The 18,800-nt window shown below is 55.7% G+C and carries 18 protein-coding genes; 7 read left to right on the top strand and 11 right to left on the bottom strand.

What is annotated here, in order from left to right; translation table 11 throughout:
• Nucleotides 1-33 precede the first annotated feature (33 nt).
• Nucleotides 34-945 carry a muramoyltetrapeptide carboxypeptidase gene (ldcA, locus tag N7V53_RS10140; RefSeq protein WP_279793286.1) on the top strand — a complete coding sequence of 304 codons (912 nt, stop codon included), beginning with the start codon at nt 34-36 and terminating at the stop codon, nt 943-945.
• A gap of 113 nt (nt 946-1,058) precedes the next feature.
• Nucleotides 1,059-2,792 carry a potassium/proton antiporter gene (locus tag N7V53_RS10135; RefSeq protein WP_279793285.1) on the top strand — a complete coding sequence of 578 codons (1,734 nt, stop codon included), beginning with the start codon at nt 1,059-1,061 and terminating at the stop codon, nt 2,790-2,792.
• A 15-nt stretch (nt 2,793-2,807) separates the two neighbouring features.
• Here N7V53_RS10135 and dadX read toward each other — a convergent pair whose 3' ends face one another.
• Both dadX and N7V53_RS10125 read right to left on the bottom strand, forming a co-directional pair.
• Entirely contained in the window at nt 2,808-3,878 is a 1,071-nt protein-coding gene (dadX, locus tag N7V53_RS10130) for a catabolic alanine racemase DadX (protein ID WP_279793284.1), read from the bottom strand.
• A gap of 18 nt (nt 3,879-3,896) precedes the next feature.
• Entirely contained in the window at nt 3,897-5,195 is a 1,299-nt protein-coding gene (locus tag N7V53_RS10125) for a D-amino acid dehydrogenase (RefSeq protein WP_076770002.1), read from the bottom strand.
• A gap of 320 nt (nt 5,196-5,515) precedes the next feature.
• On the opposite strand from N7V53_RS10125, the gene N7V53_RS10120 reads away from it, so the two are divergent.
• A complete protein-coding gene (locus N7V53_RS10120; RefSeq protein ID WP_023480055.1) occupies nt 5,516-7,048 on the top strand; it encodes a SpoVR family protein in 1,533 nt (510 codons plus the stop codon).
• Nucleotides 7,049-7,084: 36 nt separating this feature from the next.
• On the opposite strand, the gene fadR is transcribed toward N7V53_RS10120, so the two are convergent.
• Entirely contained in the window at nt 7,085-7,804 is a 720-nt protein-coding gene (gene fadR, locus N7V53_RS10115) for a fatty acid metabolism transcriptional regulator FadR (protein WP_023480058.1), read from the bottom strand.
• Nucleotides 7,805-8,110: 306 nt separating this feature from the next.
• On the opposite strand from fadR, the gene dsbB reads away from it, so the two are divergent.
• On the top strand, nt 8,111-8,641 hold the full coding sequence (gene dsbB / locus N7V53_RS10110) for a disulfide bond formation protein DsbB (RefSeq protein WP_124968081.1): 531 nt from the start codon (nt 8,111-8,113) through the stop codon (nt 8,639-8,641).
• A 60-nt stretch (nt 8,642-8,701) separates the two neighbouring features.
• Here the strand turns inward: dsbB and N7V53_RS10105 are convergent, their stop codons facing one another.
• From N7V53_RS10105 to N7V53_RS10095, 3 genes are all read right to left on the bottom strand, one after another.
• Complete coding sequence (locus tag N7V53_RS10105; protein WP_023480182.1) at nt 8,702-9,148, bottom strand: YcgN family cysteine cluster protein; 447 nt, start codon at nt 9,146-9,148, stop codon at nt 8,702-8,704.
• Nucleotides 9,149-9,239: 91 nt separating this feature from the next.
• The gene (locus tag N7V53_RS10100) at nt 9,240-9,899 is read right to left on the bottom strand and encodes a fumarylacetoacetate hydrolase family protein (RefSeq protein WP_279793283.1); all 660 of its coding nucleotides are present in this window, start codon (nt 9,897-9,899) and stop codon (nt 9,240-9,242) included.
• 140 nt (nt 9,900-10,039) lie between these two features.
• Entirely contained in the window at nt 10,040-10,315 is a 276-nt protein-coding gene (locus N7V53_RS10095; protein ID WP_279793282.1) for a YcgL domain-containing protein, read from the bottom strand.
• A 122-nt stretch (nt 10,316-10,437) separates the two neighbouring features.
• Between N7V53_RS10095 and minC the strand changes: the two genes are divergently transcribed.
• The 3 genes from minC to minE are packed head-to-tail and all read left to right on the top strand — an operon-like array spanning nt 10,438 to nt 12,238.
• Nucleotides 10,438-11,133 (top strand): septum site-determining protein MinC, encoded by a 696-nt coding sequence (gene minC / locus N7V53_RS10090; RefSeq protein ID WP_279793281.1) that lies wholly within the window; start codon nt 10,438-10,440, stop codon nt 11,131-11,133.
• A gap of 22 nt (nt 11,134-11,155) precedes the next feature.
• Complete coding sequence (gene minD / locus N7V53_RS10085) at nt 11,156-11,968, top strand: septum site-determining protein MinD (protein ID WP_023480081.1); 813 nt, start codon at nt 11,156-11,158, stop codon at nt 11,966-11,968.
• 3 nt (nt 11,969-11,971) lie between these two features.
• Complete coding sequence (minE, locus tag N7V53_RS10080; protein WP_004384978.1) at nt 11,972-12,238, top strand: cell division topological specificity factor MinE; 267 nt, start codon at nt 11,972-11,974, stop codon at nt 12,236-12,238.
• An 86-nt stretch (nt 12,239-12,324) separates the two neighbouring features.
• Here the strand turns inward: minE and rnd are convergent, their stop codons facing one another.
• From rnd to N7V53_RS10055, 5 genes are all read right to left on the bottom strand, one after another.
• Nucleotides 12,325-13,452, bottom strand: coding sequence for a ribonuclease D (gene rnd, locus N7V53_RS10075; protein ID WP_124968077.1), 1,128 nt, complete (start codon nt 13,450-13,452; stop codon nt 12,325-12,327).
• A gap of 72 nt (nt 13,453-13,524) precedes the next feature.
• Entirely contained in the window at nt 13,525-15,210 is a 1,686-nt protein-coding gene (gene fadD, locus N7V53_RS10070) for a long-chain-fatty-acid--CoA ligase FadD (RefSeq protein WP_279793266.1), read from the bottom strand.
• A gap of 205 nt (nt 15,211-15,415) precedes the next feature.
• Nucleotides 15,416-16,003: a Slp family lipoprotein gene (locus tag N7V53_RS10065; RefSeq protein ID WP_279793564.1), complete on the bottom strand. Its 588-nt coding sequence runs from the start codon at nt 16,001-16,003 to the stop codon at nt 15,416-15,418.
• Nucleotides 16,004-16,039: 36 nt separating this feature from the next.
• Complete coding sequence (tsaB, locus tag N7V53_RS10060) at nt 16,040-16,735, bottom strand: tRNA (adenosine(37)-N6)-threonylcarbamoyltransferase complex dimerization subunit type 1 TsaB (protein ID WP_279793264.1); 696 nt, start codon at nt 16,733-16,735, stop codon at nt 16,040-16,042.
• 58 nt (nt 16,736-16,793) lie between these two features.
• Nucleotides 16,794-18,704 (bottom strand): ATP-dependent DNA helicase, encoded by a 1,911-nt coding sequence (locus N7V53_RS10055; RefSeq protein ID WP_279793263.1) that lies wholly within the window; start codon nt 18,702-18,704, stop codon nt 16,794-16,796.
• Nucleotides 18,705-18,800 lie beyond the last annotated feature (96 nt).

Here is an 18,800-nt window from a genome sequence, read left to right as displayed (position 1 = left end):
CTGTTTGTTTAGAGATGTCAGCAAGGAAATGCCATGTCCACTTTCCATTTAATTGCCCCCTCCGGGTACTGCATTAATCAGCGTGCTGCGGCGCTGGCCGTTGAGCGGCTTACCCGCGAGGGTCACCAGGTCAACAATCAACAGGTGATTACGCGACGCGAGGAGCGTTTTGCCGGTAGCGAAGCTGAAAGGCTGGCGGACATCAATGACCTCGCCCGCCTGGTTGGGGAGAATCTGATCGTTATGCCGGTACGCGGTGGCTACGGCGCGAGCCGTCTGCTGGCCGACATTGACTGGCAGGCGCTGGTCAAACGCCAGCAGCAGCAACCGCTGGTGATTTGCGGCCACAGCGACTTTACCGCTATCCAGTGCGGCCTGCTGGCGGCTGGCGGTACCATCACCTTTAGCGGCCCGATGCTGGCGGGCAATTTTGGTGCCGAGCCGCTCAATGCCTTTACGCAGGAGCACTTCTGGCGGGCAATACGCAATAAAACCTACACCATTGAATGGGATGGCGACGGGCCGCAATGCCATGTTGAAGGAAGATTATGGGGCGGAAACCTGGCCATGCTGACTTCACTGATTGGCACTCCGTGGCTGCCGACGGTGCCCGGCGGCATTCTGGTGGTTGAAGATATCAATGAGCATCCTTACCGCGTTGAACGCATGCTGCTGCAACTGCTCTACAGCGGGATCCTGGCGCAGCAGCGCGCGCTGATCCTCGGCAGTTTCTCCCATGCGCAACCCAACGATTACGATGCGGGCTACACTTTAGAGAAGATGGTGGCCTGGTTACGTTCACGGGTGGCAATCCCGGTGATCGCCGGGCTGGACTTCGGACACGAAGCGAAAACCGTCACGTTGCCGCTGGGTGCGCACGCCATCTTGCAACACGCTGAAAAATCAACGCTGACCCTCACAGGCCATCCCACAATCTCGGCGTAAAAAAAGCCCTTAATGCCCTTATTAAATTGCTTTTTCTGCCGTTATTATAATGTGCCGTAATAAATCCCGGTCGGTGCCGGGATCTCACCGAGAAGAGAAGGAGAAGCATACCATTGGACGCTGGGGCGATAATTAGTCTGTTTATTCTGGGTTCTGTACTGGTAACCTGCAGTATTTTATTGAGTTCGTTCTCATCCCGCCTTGGTATTCCGATTCTGGTCATTTTTCTGGCGATTGGTATGTTGGCAGGCGTTGACGGCATCGGCGGCATTCCCTTCGACAACTACCCGCTGGCCTATATGGTCAGTAACCTGGCGCTGGCGATCATCCTGCTCGACGGCGGTATGCGTACCCGCGCCAGCTCTTTTCGCGTTGCGCTCGGCCCCGCGCTCTCGCTGGCAACTGTCGGGGTGCTGATCACTTCAGGGCTGACCGGCATGATGGCGGCCTGGCTCTTCAAGCTCAATATTATGGAAGGCTTCCTGATTGGCGCGATTGTCGGTTCAACTGATGCGGCGGCGGTCTTCTCGCTGCTCGGCGGTAAAGGGCTGAACGAGCGTGTTGGCTCGACGCTTGAGATTGAGTCCGGCAGCAACGATCCGATGGCGGTGTTTCTGACCATCACGCTGATTGAGATGATCCAGAGCCACCACGCCAATATTGATTTCACCTTCTTCCTGCACATTCTGCGCGAGTTCGGCCTTGGCATACTGCTTGGCGGCGCGGGCGGCTACCTGCTGCAACAGATGATCAACCGCATTGCCCTGCCGCCTGGGCTCTATCCTTTATTAGCGCTGAGCGGCGGGATTTTGATCTTCTCTGTTACCACGGCGCTCCACGGCAGCGGGATCCTGGCGGTCTATTTATGCGGATTCGTGCTGGGCAATCGCCCGATTCGTAATCGCTTCGGCATTCTACAAAACTTCGATGGTCTCGCCTGGCTGGCGCAAATTGCGATGTTCCTCGTGCTAGGCCTGCTGGTGACGCCGTCTGATTTAATGCCGATTGCACTCTCTGCGCTGATCCTCTCAGCATGGATGATCTTTATCGCCCGCCCGCTTTCCGTGTTCGCCAGCCTGCTGCCGTTTCGCGGTTTCAACCTGCGCGAGCGCGTCTTTATCAGTTGGGTGGGTTTGCGCGGCGCGGTGCCGATTATTCTTGCCACCTTCCCGATGATGGCCGGGCTGGACAATGCCCGCCTCTTCTTTAATGTCGCCTTCTTCGTGGTGCTGATTTCGCTGCTATTCCAGGGAACGTCTCTGGGCTGGGCGGCGAAAAAAGCCAAAGTGGTGGTGCCGCCGGTGGGCTGGCCGGTTTCGCGTGTCGGGCTGGATATTCACCCGGATAACCCCTTCGAGCAGTTCGTCTATCAACTGAGTGCCGACAAATGGTGCGTTGGCGCGGCGCTGCGCGACCTGCACATGCCGGAAGAGACGCGCATTGCGGCGCTGTTCCGTGATAACAGCCTGCTGCACCCGACCGGCAGCACCCGGTTACGCGAAGGCGATGTGCTCTGCGTGATTGGCCGCGAAAAAGATCTTCCGGCTCTCGGGAAGCTCTTCAGTGAATCACCGCCGGTGTCGCTGGATCAGCGCTTCTTTGGTGACTTTATCCTCGAAGCGAATGCCAAATTTGCCGACATTGCGATGATTTATGGTCTTGATGAGGGGCTTGAGCATCGCGATAACCAGCAAACCCTCGGTGAGATTGTGCAACAACTGCTGGGTGCTGCTCCGGTGGTGGGCGATCAGGTTGAGTTTGCCGGCATGATCTGGACAGTCGCCGAGAAGAGTGAAAATTTAGTATCAAAAGTGGGTGTTAAAGTGGTGGAAAGCGAGGCGGAGTAAGCGCCTCGCTGAAAGTTACATTGTCACAACGGGTACACGCGGTGCCAAGGCGCACATCAACTCGTACCCGACCGTATTGGCCGCCGCCGCCACGTCATCAATCTTGATATCCCTGCCCCACAGCTCCACCGGCGCGCCGATGCTGGCGTGCGGGCACGGCGTGAGATCGACCGTCAGCATATCCATTGAGACCGCACCAACTACCGTGGTGCGAATGCCATCCACCAGCACCGGTGTGCCGGTGGGTGCCTGGCGCGGATAACCATCCGCATAACCGCACGCCACCACGCCGATACGCTGCTCCGTCTGCGCACGGTAACGGCATCCGTAGCCGACGGCGTCGCCGCTCTTCAGCGTCTGGACGGCAATGATCTCACTGCTCAGCGTCATTACCGGGCGAATACCGCTGTTCGCCACATCCTGCCACCTGCCCGATGGTGAGGCACCGTAAAGGATAATGCCGGGGCGAACCCAGTCAAAATGCGCTTCCGGGTGCCATAACGTCGCGGCAGAGTTGGCGAGCGATCGCGGTAGCGGCAGCCCTTCTGCCGCCTGCTCAATGCGCCGCATCGGTTGAGAAATACCGTCCGGACGCTCCGCTTCAGCAAAGTGCGACATCAAAGTGATATTGCCGACGCTGGCAAAGCTGCTTAACTGCTGCCAGACGCTGTGTACGCGCTCCGGCAGAAAACCGAGGCGGTTCATACCACTGTTGATTTTGAGGTAGACATCAAGGGGTGCCTGCAGCTTCGCATTTTTCAGTAAATTAAGTTGCCAGTTGCTGTGAACGCCGCTGGTGAGACGGTACTGGTCATAAAGCGCCAGCTCCTCTGCATCGAAAAAGCCCTCCAGCATCAGAAGAGGCCCTTTCCAGCCGCGCTCGCGCAGCAGGATCGCCTCTTCAAGGTTGAGCATCGCAAAGCCATCGGTTTTATTGAGCGCTGACCAGATGCGCTCCAGGCCGTGACCGTAGGCATTTGCCTTAACCACCGACCAGACTTTGGCGTCGGGTGCCGCGCGGCGTACTATTTGCAAATTATTGGCTAACGCCTGTAAATCCAGGGTCGCCAGAACCGGACGAGACATGTCTATTCCTTACGCCTGTCAGCTATGTACGCCGTGGAGATGCTGGGCACGCGCAGGCGTGAACCCCGGAAGATAACGCGCCACGCTCAGATCGTCTGCGGCGATAGCCGGTGTGTTACCGGTCATCAGATCGCTGAGCAGTTGCCCGGAGCCGCAGGCCATTGTCCAGCCGAGCGTGCCGTGTCCGGTATTGAGCCACAGATTTTTAAACGGCGTGCGGCCAACCACCGGCGTGCCGTCTGGCGTCATTGGACGTAAGCCCGTCCAGAAGGTCGCCTCCTCAACATGGCCGCCGCGCGGGAAGAGATCGCGCACCACCATCTCCAGCGTTTCGCGCCGCGGTTGTAACAGCTCGGTATTGAACCCGACGATCTCTGCCATGCCGCCGACGCGAATACGCTGATCGAAACGGGTAATGGCGATTTTGTAAGTCTCATCAAGAATGGTGGAAACCGGGGCGCCGTCCTCTTGCGCCACCGGGATGGTCAGCGAGTAGCCCTTGAGCGGATAAACCGGAATATCGACAATCCCTTTCAGCAGGCCGGTGGACCAGGAGCCGAAAGCCATCACGTAAGCATCGGCTTTTACCACCTCTTCTCCGCACTTCACGCCGTAGATCTTTTCGCCTTCGTAAAGCAGGCGATCGACAGGCGTGTTGAAGCGGAACACTACCCCGGCGGCTTCGGCCATCTGCGCCAGCCGTTGAGTGAAGAGCTGGCAATCGCCGGTTTCATCATTGGGCAGTCGCAGACCGCCGGTCAGCTTGTGCGCCACTTCGCCCAGCGCTGGTTCCACCTCGGCCAGACGCGCCGATTCCAGCAACTGATACGGCACGCCCGCTTCCTGCAATACGGCGATATCACGGGTGGCGTTCTCATACTGTTCGGCGGTGCGGAAGAGTTGCAGCGTCCCGCCCTGGCGGCCTTCATACTGGATGCCGGTGGTTTCCCGCAGCAGTTTCAGACAATCGCGGCTATATTCAGCCAGACGCACCATGCGCCCTTTGTTTTCCATATAGTGGCGGGTGTCGCAGTTGCGCAGCATTTGCCACATCCATTTGAGCTGCGATGAGGAGCCGTCGAGCTTGATGGCGAGCGGCGCGTGGCGCTCAAACATCCATTTGATCGCTTTCAGCGGCACGCCGGGCGCAGCCCACGGTGCCGCATAGCCCGGCGAGATCTGCCCGGCGTTGGCGGCGCTGGTCTCCAGTGCAGGCCCCGGCTGGCGATCGATTACGGTGACATCATGTCCGGCCTGGCGTAAATACCAGGCGCTGGTGACGCCAACAACGCCGCTGCCCAATACAACAACTCGCATATCCCTTCTCCCGTGAGTAAAGCACAATCATCTGATTACAAATTGATAACTCAGATGAAAATATTATTCAACATATGGCTTTTTTATGGTGATGTTCCTCACAACATCGCCGCCCGGTAAGGGCTGCGGATATTCAGCATCTCCTGCTGCGCACTCTATCGCCGCAGCATAATATTTTGCCACTATACCTTTTTACGCGGTGAGCGAGCGGGAATATCGTGAAGATTTGGTGAGGGCTGGCGTACACTTTTAAATCAGTGTTCTATGCTTGAAATGAGATGCTCCATACAGAGAGTGTCGAGAACAATGAGGGCGCGCTAATGGCTACGATTGACTCAATGAATAAGGATTCTATTCGTCTGAGCGATGGACCCGACTGGACATTCGAGCTGCTGGATGATTACCTGGCAGAGATTGACCGGGTGGCGAAACTCTACCGGCTGGATACCTATCCGCATCAAATCGAAGTGATCACCTCAGAACAGATGATGGATGCCTACTCAAGCGTCGGCATGCCTATCAATTATCCCCACTGGTCGTTCGGCAAGAAGTTTATTGAAACCGAACGGCTCTATAAGCATGGCCAGCAAGGCCTGGCTTACGAGATTGTGATTAACTCCAATCCCTGTATCGCTTATCTGATGGAGGAGAACACCATCACCATGCAGGCGCTGGTGATGGCGCACGCCTGCTACGGGCACAACTCGTTTTTCAAAAATAACTACCTGTTCCGCAGCTGGACCGATGCCAGCTCGATTGTCGATTACCTGATCTTCGCGCGCAAATACATCACCGATTGCGAAGAGCGCTATGGCGTGGTCGAAGTGGAAAAACTGCTCGACTCTTGTCATGCACTGATGAATTACGGCGTTGACCGCTATAAGCGTCCGCAGAAAATCTCCTTGCAGGAGGAGAAAGCACGGCAAAAAAGCCGGGAAGAGTATCTGCAAAGCCAGGTAAATATGTTGTGGCGCACCCTGCCAAAACGCGATGAAGAGGTGGCCGTCGCCCAGGCGCGCCGCTATCCGGCGGAGCCGCAGGAGAACTTGCTCTATTTTATGGAGAAGAATGCGCCGCTGCTGGAGCCGTGGCAGCGCGAGATCTTGCGTATTGTGCGCAAAGTGAGCCAATATTTTTACCCGCAGAAGCAGACGCAGGTGATGAATGAAGGGTGGGCGACGTTCTGGCACTACACCATCCTTAATCACCTGTATGACGAAGGAAAAGTGACTGACCGCTTTATGCTGGAGTTTCTGCACAGCCATACCAACGTGGTATTCCAGCCGCCTTACAACAGTCCGTGGTACAGCGGCATTAACCCTTACGCCCTTGGCTTTGCCATGTTCCAGGATATTAAGCGCATCTGCCAGTCACCAACGGAAGAGGATCGCTACTGGTTCCCGGATATCGCCGGTTCCGACTGGCTGGAGACGCTCCATTTCGCCATGCGTGATTTCAAAGATGAGAGCTTTATCAGCCAGTTTATGTCGCCGAAGATCATGCGTGATTTCCGCTTCTTCACCGTGCTGGATGACGATCGTAATAACTACCTGGAGATTGCCGCCATCCATAACGAAGAGGGCTACCGCGAGATCCGCTCGAAACTTTCATCCCAGTACAACCTGAGTAATCTTGAGCCGAATATTCAGGTCTGGAACGTCGATCTGCGCGGCGATCGTTCGCTGACCCTGCGTTACATTCCGCATAACCGCGCCCCGCTCGATAAAGGTCGCCGCGAAGTGCTGAAACATGTGCATCGCTTATGGGGATTTGATGTTCTGCTGGAGCAGCAAAACGAAGATGGCAGCGTGGAACTGCTGGAGCGCTGTCCGCCGCGAAGCAACGTGCTGTGATATAAAAAAACCCCTCTTGTGAGGGGTTTTTTGTCACTATCGACTTTGTAGTGCGAGATCGCCAGGCATCGTTTTCTGCATCTTATGCCAGATCTCTCCGCTGTCATGACCGTAGCGACGAACCAGTTCGTAAACCTGGTCGTGCTGGGCATGCTCGCAGATCTCTGCCAACCGATGATAAAAACCGAGTGCCAGGCTACGCGCTTCCGGGCTGGAGAAGTAGTGGCGACCAATGCGGGTATAGAGCCCTTTCATGCCGTTCAGGATCAGACCATAGATCGGGTTGCCGGAAGCAAACGCCAGCCCGCGAAAAATGTTGTAATCCAGTTCAGCAAACGCATCGGCGTGATCTTCTACTGCACGCGCGGTAGCGAGCACCTTTAACGCATCTTCAGGATGCTGGCGAAACGCAGTACGAATGAAAATCGTGGAAATGTTGGTACGCACGGACAGCAAGTTATCGATCAACTGCGGTACGCTTTCGTGATCCAGACGTGCCAGCGTTTCCAAAATATTCAGACCTGAGGTTTCCCAGAAGTTATTCACTTTTGTCGGTTTGCCATGCTGGATAGTAAGCCAGCCATCCCGGGCAAGTCGCTGCAGAACTTCACGCAGTGTGGTACGAGTGACGCCAATCAGTTCAGAGAGCTCGCGTTCAGCAGGAAGAATCGACCCGGGAGGAAAGCGACTATTCCAGATACTTTCGATGATGTACTCTTCCGCGAAACCCGCCGGGCTCTGCGCCTTAATGACCATATAAGATTTCCATAACACAGCTAAGCAATGAGCACTCATCATACCAAAGCATGCAGTGGGCAGGTAGCGTAGGGGTGGAAGAAAAAAGGCGATCAACGTTTTATTTTGGCGAATTTGTTACATGAATATTTCGCGCAAATATGCCTTAAATCCAAATAATTAACTGTAAATCGACCAAAATGACGTAGGCGATGTTTCACTTTTTGCTGACTAAACATTCCATTACGCATTATTTTGCCCCCGCTAGTGGCCTTGAGATTGATTTCGTTTACACTGCGGTCTCTACGCATCTCCAGGGAAATGATTATGTTGCGATATTTAAATAAGTGCTCACACGGGCGCGGCGCCTGGCTGCTGATGGCGTTAACCGCCTTTGCGCTTGAGATGACAGCGCTGTGGTTCCAGCATGTCATGTTGCTGAAACCGTGCGTGTTATGCATTTACGAGCGCTGCGCCCTGTTTGGTGTGATGGGTGCCGGTATCGTCGGTGCCATTGCGCCAAAAACGCCGCTTCGCTTTGCCGCCCTTGCCATCTGGATCTATAGCGCCATTCGCGGCATCCAGCTGGCGTGGGAACACACGCAGATCCAGCTTCACCCCTCCCCTTTTATGACCTGCGATTTCGCCGCGCGCTTCCCGAGCTGGTTGCCGCTGGATAAATGGCTGCCGCAGGTGTTTGTCGCCTCCGGCGATTGCGCGCAGCGTCAGTGGGAATTTCTGAACCTCGACATGCCGCAGTGGCTGCTGGGGATCTTCGTCGCCTATCTGGTGGTGGCGCTGCTGGTACTGATTGCGCAGTTCTTTAAGCCGAAGAAACGCGACCTGTTTGGTCGGTAAAAAAAAACGCTCCTTCGGGAGCGTTTTTTATTGATGAAAGCAGTAATGGGAAGCAGAGTCTTAATCCGCCCAGTCCGGCTTGTTCAGGATATGGGCTTGCCAGTCGCGCACTTCGGACTCTTTCACCGCAATATGGCGAACCGAAATACGTTCAGCATGCATCGCCGCTTTCGACCCGGTACGCAGCGGGTGCCAGACCGGCAAATTTTTCCCCTCAGCCAGCAAGCGGTAGGCGCAGCTTGGCGGCAGCCATTCGAAGGTCGGCAGATTCTCACGGGTCAGCTTGATGCAGTCCGGTTCATATTCGAAACGGCGCTCGTAGTTACGGCACTGGCAGGTTTTGATATTTAACTGGCGGCAGGCGACGTTGGTGAAGTAGATCTCGTCGGTATCTTCATCCATCAGTTTGTGCAGGCAGCACTGCCCGCAGCCGTCACAGAGCGACTCCCACTCCGCGTCCGTCATTTGGTCGAGAGTTTTGCTTTGCCAGAAAGGAGTGTCGCTCATGATAAAATCCGCCGTTGGTAACCAGGGTGCACCTTATAACCACTCTGGCAGAGGGATGCAAGTTTTGCCGCCCGAATGAGCGGCAAAAGCATTAAAGCACGCGGGTCGAGAGAGAGTGTTCGTTGAGACGCAGCTCGAGTTCATCACCACTGCTGAGCGGCCCGACGCCTTCCGGCGTACCGGTGAGGATCACATCCCCGGCTTTCAGGGTGAAAAATTTACTCATATAGGCAATCAGCGGCACGATTTTGTGGATCATGTCTGCAGTGCTGCCCTGCTGGCGGATCTCGCCGTTAATTTTCAGCTCCAGCGAGCTGTTTTGCGGATCGCCCTCAAACTGAGCGGCGGGGATAAAACCCGAGATGGGACAAGCGTTATCAAACCCTTTCGCTTTCTCCCACGGCTGCCCTGCTTTTTTCAGTTTGCTTTGCAGGTCGCGCGCGGTCAGATCCAGCGCCACGCCGTAGCCCGCTATCGCTTGTTGAACATGATCTTCGGTGGCATGGCGCAGCGTTGCACCAATTAACACCGCCAGTTCAATTTCATGATGCACCGAGCCAAGCTCAGTCGGCAGCACCAGCGGCTGTCGAAGGTCGCACAATGCGGATTCAGGTTTAATAAACAGCACCGGCTCTTCCGGCGTCGCACTGCCCATCTCCTTTATATGCTTGGCATAGTTACTGCCGACGCATACCACTTTACTCACCGGGTAATCCAGCAGAGCGCCCTGCCAGTTATGATGTTGATACATGTTTTGCCTCTCCGGTAACACGTTGAACATGAGCGAAAAATGACTATCCGCGCCGCCCGGCGGTTTGTCAAATCGCAAAATGAGAGGGATTAAGTGAGTTAAAAAAAGGCGGTGGAATAATCCGCCGCCTTTAGAGAGGGTTATTGCTTAGTGTTCGCCGCGAGATGGGCTTTAAGTAAATTTTCCGGCGGCGGTGGCATCTGTAAATAATATCCCTGCTCGCTGAGCGCGGCTTTTACTTTTTCCAGATCCGCGCCGGCTAATTTTTTACTGCCGTCGAGCGGTAAAATCATTGCTAACTGCGGTTGGCCGAAACTTTGCATTAATGTTTCCGGCACGCGGGAAAAATCGTCTCTTTTCTCGACATACAGATAAGTCTGTTCACGCCTGGCACTTCGATAGATCACACAAAACATACTTTTACTCGGAATTAGGAGGTGGTTACTTGCCTGAATATAACAGGGACTATAACATGCCCGGTAGTCTTCAGAATATCACCCCGTTTTCGGGTGTTTAGAGCAAAATGAGTAAGGTCAGGATGTCAAACACGCCCATCGAGCTTAAAGGCAGTAGTTTTACCTTATCTGTGGTTCATTTGCATGATGCAAAACCCGAGGTTATTCGTCAGGCGTTAGAAGACAAAATCGCTCAGGCTCCTGCATTTTTGCAGCATGCTCCCGTGGTGGTGAATGTCTCAGCACTGGTAGGTCCGATTGACTGGCCGCAATTGCAAAAAAGCATTGCTGCCACCGGCCTGCATGTTGTTGGTATTAGCGGCTGTAAAGACGCTGAACTGAAAGCGGAAATTGAACGCGCTGGCTTTCCTATTCTGTCGGAAGGCAAAGAGAAGGCGCAACCGCGCCCGGAGCCCGTTGCTGAACCAGTATCCGTCGCCACGCCGGCGATTAAAACACGGCTGATTGATACCCCGGTGCGCTCAGGTCAGCGCATTTATGCGCAGAACTGCGACCTGATTGTCACCAGCCACGTGAGCGCAGGCGCGGAGCTCATTGCCGATGGCAATATCCACGTCTACGGCATGATGCGCGGGCGCGCGCTGGCGGGCGCAAGCGGTGATAATGAAGCACAAATATTTTGTACCCACCTGACGCCGGAGCTGGTCTCCATTGCGGGTGAGTACTGGCTGAGCGATCAAATCCCGGCCGAATTTTATGGCAAAGCGGCGCGTCTGCAACTGGCAGGTAACGCTTTGACAATTCAACCCTTAGATTAAGCCCTTTTAACAAGGAACTCCTATGGCACGCATTATTGTTGTTACTTCGGGTAAAGGGGGCGTTGGCAAGACCACCTCCAGCGCGGCCATCGCTACTGGTTTAGCCCAGAAGGGCAAGAAAACGGTCGTTATCGACTTCGATATTGGCCTTCGTAACCTTGACCTGATCATGGGCTGCGAGCGCCGCGTTGTGTACGATTTCGTTAACGTTATCCAGGGCGACGCAACGCTGAATCAGGCGTTGATTAAAGATAAGCGCACTGAAAACCTCTATATTCTCCCGGCATCGCAGACGCGCGACAAAGACGCCCTCACCCGTGAAGGCGTTGATAAGGTATTAGAAGATCTGAAAAAAATGGACTTCGACTTTATCGTCTGCGACTCACCGGCTGGCATCGAAACCGGCGCGCTGATGGCGCTCTACTTCGCCGATGAAGCCATTATCACCACTAACCCCGAAGTATCGTCCGTGCGTGACTCTGACCGTATTCTGGGGATTCTGGCTTCCAAATCACGTCGTGCGGAGAGAGGTGAAGAGCCGATTAAAGAGCATCTGCTGCTCACCCGCTACAACCCTGGCCGCGTTAACCGTGGCGACATGTTGAGCATGGAAGATGTGCTGGAAATTCTGCGCATCAAACTGATTGGCGTGATCCCGGAAGATCAGTCTGTTCTGCGGGCCTCCAACCAGGGCGAGCCGGTTATTCTGGATACCAATGCTGACGCAGGTAAAGCGTACGCCGATGCCGTGGAACGTCTGCTGGGAGAAGATCGTCCTTTCCGCTTCATTGAAGAAGAGAAGAAAGGTTTCCTCAAACGCCTGTTCGGAGGATAAGTTATGGCATTACTCGACTTTTTTCTCTCCAGAAAAAAGAATACCGCCAGCATCGCTAAAGAACGCCTGCAGATTATTGTTGCAGAGCGCCGCCGCAGCGACGCTGAACCCCACTATTTGCCGCAGCTGAAGCGCGATATTCTGGAAGTCATCTGTAAATATGTGCAGATCGATCCGGAAATGGTCACGGTACAACTGGAGCAGAAAGGGGACGATATTTCTATTCTGGAGTTGAACGTCACCTTGCCGGAAGCGGAAGAGACGAAATAATCTCCGCAATAAGGGCAATAAAAAAAGGCAGAATAGATTCTGCCTTTTTATTTATCCGCTCAAATATACTGTAATTATTTACAGTCTTATTGCGGATACTCCGCTAATAAAGCATTAAGACGATCGGCCATCAATTCACCGCGCCAGCCGCTGATTAATTCCGGCAGGCTATTTTGCGTCTTCAATTTCCAGTGCCAGTTTAATAACTGATTAATCTGGCGACGCGAAGCCAGCAGCTCAACGCTAATATTTTCGCTTTCACTGATTGCCTGCACCTGCGCTTTAATCGCTTTAAACGCTTTGCGATAGCCAGGCATATCCATCAAATTACGCAGCGGTTCAGGGAGTGATTCTTCCGGCAACTCCTGCGCCTGCGCCACCAGTGCCACCAGGGTTTTACCGTGAAAACGGATTTCGCTGCCGGAGAGACCAAGGCTATCCAGCTCGCCGAGGCTGCCCGGCATATAGCGCGCCACTGCCCAGAGATGCTCTTCGCGCACGACAAAATTCACTGCCATGTCGCGTTCGCGCGCCTTGCGAAGACGCCAGGATGCCAGCAGTTGCAAACAGGCCAGCTGGCGCGGGCGCAGCTGCCAGGCATTGGTGATTTCACGCCATGCCTCATCCGGTGCCAGTACTTCCTGGCGGCGCTGCATCATTAAACGACACTCATCGAGCGCGGCAGCCAGTCGGCCCGCCTGCTCGGTTTCCGCCAGCAGTTTTCCGGCGATAGGCAGCAGATACCAGACATCCGCCGCCGCATAGTCACACTGACGCTCGGTCAGTGGACGCGCCAGCCAGTCGGTGCGGGATTCGCTTTTATCAATCGCCGTTCCGGTAAACTCCTCCACCATTGAGGCAAAGCCCCATGACATCGGACGACCGCAGAATGCCGCGAGGATCTGCGTATCAATCATCGGCTGCGGCTGCACGCCAAACGTATTGAGGAATACTTCCAGATCTTCGCTTCCCGCATGCAGATACTTGGTGATTGCCGTATTGGTGAGCAGATCGCGAAACGGCGTCCAGTCGGTAATGGTCAGCGGATCGATAAGCGTGACACGTTCGCCGTCATACATCTGCAACAGACCCAGTTGCGGGTAGTACGTGCGGGTGCGGACAAATTCTGTATCGAGGGCAATGGCTGGAAACGCACTGGCGGCTTCACATATCGCTGCCAGCGCGTCGTTCGTCGTTATCATCTGGTAATTCAAATCATTTTCTCTTCAGTTTGCGCCCATAAAAAACGCCGGCTTTAACCGGCGTTCGGGAGGCTAACGGATAGCTCAGGCGTTATTGTCCACTTTGGCACGCGCTTCGTCACGTAATTCTCGTCGCAAAATCTTTCCGACGTTCGATTTCGGCAACTCCGGGCGGAACTCCACCTGCTTCGGCACCTTATAGCCGGTAAGCTGTCGGCGGCAGAAAGCGATCAGCGCCTCTTCAGTTACGGAAGCCTCTTTTTTCACCACAAATAGCTTCACCGCTTCGCCGCTGTTCGCGGACGGCACGCCAACGGCAGCCACTTCAAGCACGCCGGGGTGCTGCATCACCACATCTTCGATCTCGTTCGGATAGACGTTGAAACCGGAGACCAGAATCATATCTTTTTTGCGATCGACAATGCGCAGGAAGCCCTCGTCATCCATCACCGCAATATCGCCGGTGTGCAGCCAGCCATCACGCAGGATCTCATCCGTTGAATCAGGACGCTGCCAGTAGCCGAGCATCACCTGCGGCCCTTTAATGCAGAGCTCGCCCGGTTCGCCCGGCGCGACTTCATTATTGTCGTCATCCACCAGCTTCGCTTCGGTCGACGGCACCGGCAGGCCAATGCTGCCGCTGTGGTAGTCAATGTCATGCGGGTTGACGCTCACCAGCGGCGAGCATTCGGTCAGGCCATACCCTTCCAGCAGATACTGCCCGGTCAGTTTGACCCAACGATCCGCCACCGCCTGCTGCACCGGCATCCCGCCGCCGGCGGAAAGATGCAGCGAGGAGAAGTCGAGCTTTCTGAAATCGTCATTATTAAGCAGCGCGTTAAACAGCGTGTTCACGCCAGTCATGGCGGTGAAAGGGTATTTGCCCAACTCTTTCACCAGCCCCGGAATATCGCGCGGGTTGGTGATCAGCAGGTTCTGCCCGCCCAGTTCGATAAACAGCAGGCAGTTCATGGTCAAGGCAAAGATGTGATAAAGCGGCAGCGCGGTGACCACCAGCTCTTTGCCGCGATGCAGCAACGGCCCGTAAGTGGCGTTCACCTGTTCGAGGTTAGCCAGCATATTACGGTGGGTCAGCATAGCCCCTTTTGCCACGCCGGTTGTGCCACCGGTGTATTGCAGAAACGCCAGGTCTTCGGGTACAAGTTCCGGTTTAACATACTGCATGCGGTAGCCGTTTTGCAGCGCGCGGCGAAACGAGATGGCATCCGGCAGATGATATTTCGGCACCAGCCGTTTGATATATTTAACGACAAAGTTGACCACCGTCCCTTTCGCCGTCGAGAGCTGATCGCCCATGCGGGTCAGGATGACGTGCCGCACCTGGGTTTTGTCGACAACCTTCTCCAGCGTGTGGGCGAAGTTGGAGACAATCACAATTGCTGCCGCGCCGCTGTCGTTAAGCTGATGCTCAAGCTCGCGGGGCGTGTAGAGCGGGTTAACGTTTACCACAATCATCCCGGCACGCAAAATCCCGAACAGCGCAACGGGGTATTGCAGCAGGTTCGGCATCATCAGCGCCACGCGATCGCCTTTTTGCAGGCCAAGCCCCTCCTGAAGGTAGGCGGCAAATGCCCGGCTGCGCTCTTCCAGTTTACGGAAGGTCATCACTTCGCCCATGTTGATAAACGCCGGCTGATCGGCATAACGGGCTGCTGAGTGTTCAAATAATTCAACCAGGGATTGATAACGGTCAGGGTTGATCTCCGCAGGCACATCGGCGGGATAACGATTTAACCAAACCTTTTTCAATGCATCACCTCTAAAATGAGTGTTTGTTGTCATCGCAGCCCCAGTTAATAAACAAGAAATTAACATTATATTAACTCAGCGTACCAGTTTGAAAATTAACCGGACGGAAGGTTGCGAAGCGCGTCACTAATTATTTTTGTCATCTAATACAGGAAACAAAAACAGCGGCCGGGCCGCTGTTTATTTTTCCTGTCAAAACAAGAGATTACTCTGTTACGACCGTTTGTACACGAGCGGGTTCGGGCGGATACCAGCCCCATGGACCGTAGCCTGTGCGCCACGGATAGGCTCCCGGGCCGGAGAACCACGGGTCGAGCGGCTGCGGCGGCATCATGATTTGCTGCTGCAAGCGCCAGCGTTTGTAGCCGTTCACCTGCATCACCATGTAGGTGTAGGAGGCGCTGCCCACTTTACCCGCTTCGGTACCGGTAATCGGCCCGACCACGGTGACCAGCTGGTTACGGAAATCGACCGGGTCAACAAAGCCGTTGATGTCGGCATAGATTCGCCCGACAGAGGGCTCGCCCAGCACCGGGCGGGCGCCTTCATCCAGCGGGACAGAGGCGATCTCCAGTCGGGTTTTGCCCTGCTGATTGATCACATTGATCACTTTCCCGCCGAAACGCCCTTCCTGGCCGACATAGAGCGTTGGCGCATTCATCACCCGCACTAAATCTTGCTGCGGTGTCGGGCTGGTGCCCTTGATCGCATCAGGCACCGTCACGCACCCACTCAACGCTACCGTTACCAGCCCTGCCAGTAACAGCTGCATAAACCTTTTTTGACCCGCCATCATGCGACCCCTTAACTCAGTTAGTACTACTGAGATTCATTCCCGGCCAGGAAGTTTCTTCCACGCCACTTCGTTACGCAAATAAACCGGTTCCGCCTGTTCAACGGCAACCCATTTTTGCGCGGCAAAAAGCTGGCGCGCGATGGGCAACATATCTTCCGCCGTGGGCAGTAACATCTCGCCGTCGGTCAGCGTAAGAGGACTATTCGCTGCTAATTCAGGCCATGCGCCCCAGCCGGTGCCAACCATCGCCCAACTGCCATCAAGCTGCTGCAGACGCTCGCTTACCGCCTCAGGCTTCAGCACCGCTTCCGTCGCTTCACCCTGCCAGACGCCATCGGCATCACGCTGATACTCAGCCCAGTAGACTTCGCCCATGCGGGCATCAATGGCGGCCAGCACGCGGGTCGCGCCGGTTTTGCGCCAGGCTCCCTGCGCCATCGTCGCCAGCGTCGAAACGCCAATCATCGGCAGCTCTGCGCCGAGCGCCAGGCCCTGTGCGATACCAATACCGATACGCACGCCGGTGAAGCTGCCCGGCCCGCGGCCAAAGGCCAGCGCGTCGAGATCGGTAAGCTTAACATCGGCGTCGGCAAGGGCGGCTCTGACCAGCGGCAGAATCCGTTGTGTATGTTCACGAGGGCAAAGTTCGAAGTGAGCGAAGGTCGTACCGTCATTCCACAGGGCGACAGAACAGGCTTCTGTGGCGGTATCAATAGCCAGAATTCGCATGGGTATAGCAGTCCAGATTCAACAAAATGGCGCGCATCTTACCACACTTCGCGGAAAATTACTCCGCTGCGGGCCGGGCAAGAAACTCTACTGCGCGGCGGATATCGCGCGTGCGCGGCGCTGGCGGCAGGCTGGCGAGAAACACCGCGCCGTAGGGACGCATCACCAGCCGGTTATCGCAAATCACCAGCACGCCGCGATCGTCAATATCGCGGATCAGGCGACCGACGCCCTGCTTGAGCGTGATGACCGCATCCGGGAGTTGCACTTCATCGAAGGGATCGCCGCCGCGCAGACGGCAATCTTCCATCCGCGCTTTCAGCAGCGGATCGTCCGGCGAGGTAAACGGCAGCTTATCGATGATCACCAGCGAAAGCGTATCGCCGCGCACGTCGACGCCCTCCCAGAAGCTGCTGGTGGCAACCAGCAGTGCGTTACCGGCGTCAACAAACTGTTGCAGCAACTGCCCTTTACTGGTTTCACCCTGCAACAGTACCGGCAGGCTGAGAGTGGCACGGAACTGTTCCGCGAGATCGCGCATCATGGCGTGCGAGGTACAGAGCATAAAGCAGCGACCGTTGTTGGCCTCAATCATCGGCCTTAACATCGCCGCCAACTGGCGCGCGGAGCCGGGCTGGTTGGTCTGCGGCAAATTGCGCGGTACGCAGAGCAGCGCCTGGCGCGGATAATCGAAGGGGCTCGGCAGCAGCAGCGACTCGGCTTCGTCGATGCCTAACCGCGCGGTGAAGTGATGCAGATCGTCATTAACCGACAGAGTCGCGGAGGTAAAGATCCAGCTCCCCTTCTTCTCTTTCATCACTTCCTGGAATTTATCGGCGACGGTCAGCGGCGTCAGCGCCAGCGTAAAGTTGCGCGAGGTGCACTCATACCAGTAGCTGAACCCCGGCTGGTTGAACTCCTTCAGCCGCTTGAGACGCGCGCGGTAAACCGTGGCGCGCTCAAAAGCGGCGTCCAGCACCGCTGAACGACCGAGGGAGAGTTTCGCCACGTCGTAACAGAGTTCGAGCGCGTCATCGAGCAGCAGCAGCGCACGCTGTATCCGCGCATCGGCCAGCAGTTCACGCAGGTTCCCGCGATAGCCCGGCTCGCCGAGTTGCAGGCGGAAATCCTGCGCGCTTTGCGCCAGCCGGTCGGCGCACTTCTGCAACTGCGCGGTATCGCGTAAATCGGTGCGGTAGGCGATGGTGAAATCTTTTGCCAGATCGAGCAGCTGGCGGCTGGAGAGCGACTGGCCAAAATATTGGCTGGCGATATCGGGCAGCTGGTGCGCTTCGTCAAAGATCATCACCTCGGCTTCCGGGATCAGCTCACCGAAACCGCTCTCTTTCACCACCATGTCGGCAAGAAAAAGGTGGTGGTTGACGACGACGACATCCGCTTCCATCGCTTTTTTACGCGCCTTCACCACGAAACACTCTTTGTACATCGGGCAGTCGCTGCCCAGACAGTTATCGTTGGTGCTGGTGACCAGCGGCCAGGCGGCGGAATCTTCGGCCACGCTGACGCAGGTGCTGATGTCGCCATCTTTGGTCTGGTTAGACCAGGAGCGCAGCAGAATGACATCGCTCAGCGTCTGCACCGGCAGATCGCCACCGGCAATCGCTTGCTGTTCGAGACGCTCGATACAGAGGTAGTTTGAACGGCCTTTAAGCAGCGCCGTGCGGCCGGTGTACTCCAGCGCTTTTGAGACAGTGGGCAGATCGCGGCTGTAGAGCTGATCCTGCAAGGCTTTCGAACCGGTGGAGATGATCACTTTTTTCCCGGCGCGCAATGCAGGCGCAAGATAGGCGTAGGTTTTACCGGTTCCGGTCCCCGCTTCCACCACCAGCGGCTGCGTTTTTTGAATCGCTTCGGTCACGGCGTAAGCCATCTGGCGCTGCGGTTCGCGCGGTTTAAATCCCGGTATCGCTTTGGCAAGCTGGCCGTCTGTTGCAAAATCGTCCGTCACACTACCCCCTGGTTAAATCGCCAGTGATTATGTCAGGGTGCGCGGATTTACGCCAGCCAGGTTTTTGTGGCACTCTTCCCGGCGAATCTATGTAAC

The sequence above is a fragment of the Kosakonia sp. HypNH10 genome, assembly GCF_029850615.1.
GTDB lineage: Bacteria > Pseudomonadota > Gammaproteobacteria > Enterobacterales > Enterobacteriaceae > Kosakonia > Kosakonia cowanii.
This window is presented reverse-complemented; position numbering and strand designations above follow the sequence as displayed.

Coding starts and splice junctions, on each gene's coding strand:
- N7V53_RS10120 (WP_023480055.1), top strand. CDS start 5,516: ATGGCTACGATTGACTCAATGAATAAGGATTCTATTCGTCTGAGCGAT.
- ldcA (WP_279793286.1), top strand. CDS start 34: ATGTCCACTTTCCATTTAATTGCCCCCTCCGGGTACTGCATTAATCAG.
- minE (WP_004384978.1), top strand. CDS start 11,972: ATGGCATTACTCGACTTTTTTCTCTCCAGAAAAAAGAATACCGCCAGC.
- minD (WP_023480081.1), top strand. CDS start 11,156: ATGGCACGCATTATTGTTGTTACTTCGGGTAAAGGGGGCGTTGGCAAG.
- N7V53_RS10095 (WP_279793282.1), bottom strand. CDS start 10,315: ATGTTTTGTGTGATCTATCGAAGTGCCAGGCGTGAACAGACTTATCTG.
- fadR (WP_023480058.1), bottom strand. CDS start 7,804: ATGGTCATTAAGGCGCAGAGCCCGGCGGGTTTCGCGGAAGAGTACATC.
- dadX (WP_279793284.1), bottom strand. CDS start 3,878: ATGTCTCGTCCGGTTCTGGCGACCCTGGATTTACAGGCGTTAGCCAAT.
- tsaB (WP_279793264.1), bottom strand. CDS start 16,735: ATGCGAATTCTGGCTATTGATACCGCCACAGAAGCCTGTTCTGTCGCC.
- N7V53_RS10100 (WP_279793283.1), bottom strand. CDS start 9,899: ATGTATCAACATCATAACTGGCAGGGCGCTCTGCTGGATTACCCGGTG.
- minC (WP_279793281.1), top strand. CDS start 10,438: ATGTCAAACACGCCCATCGAGCTTAAAGGCAGTAGTTTTACCTTATCT.
- N7V53_RS10105 (WP_023480182.1), bottom strand. CDS start 9,148: ATGAGCGACACTCCTTTCTGGCAAAGCAAAACTCTCGACCAAATGACG.
- dsbB (WP_124968081.1), top strand. CDS start 8,111: ATGTTGCGATATTTAAATAAGTGCTCACACGGGCGCGGCGCCTGGCTG.
- N7V53_RS10065 (WP_279793564.1), bottom strand. CDS start 16,003: ATGGCGGGTCAAAAAAGGTTTATGCAGCTGTTACTGGCAGGGCTGGTA.
- N7V53_RS10125 (WP_076770002.1), bottom strand. CDS start 5,195: ATGCGAGTTGTTGTATTGGGCAGCGGCGTTGTTGGCGTCACCAGCGCC.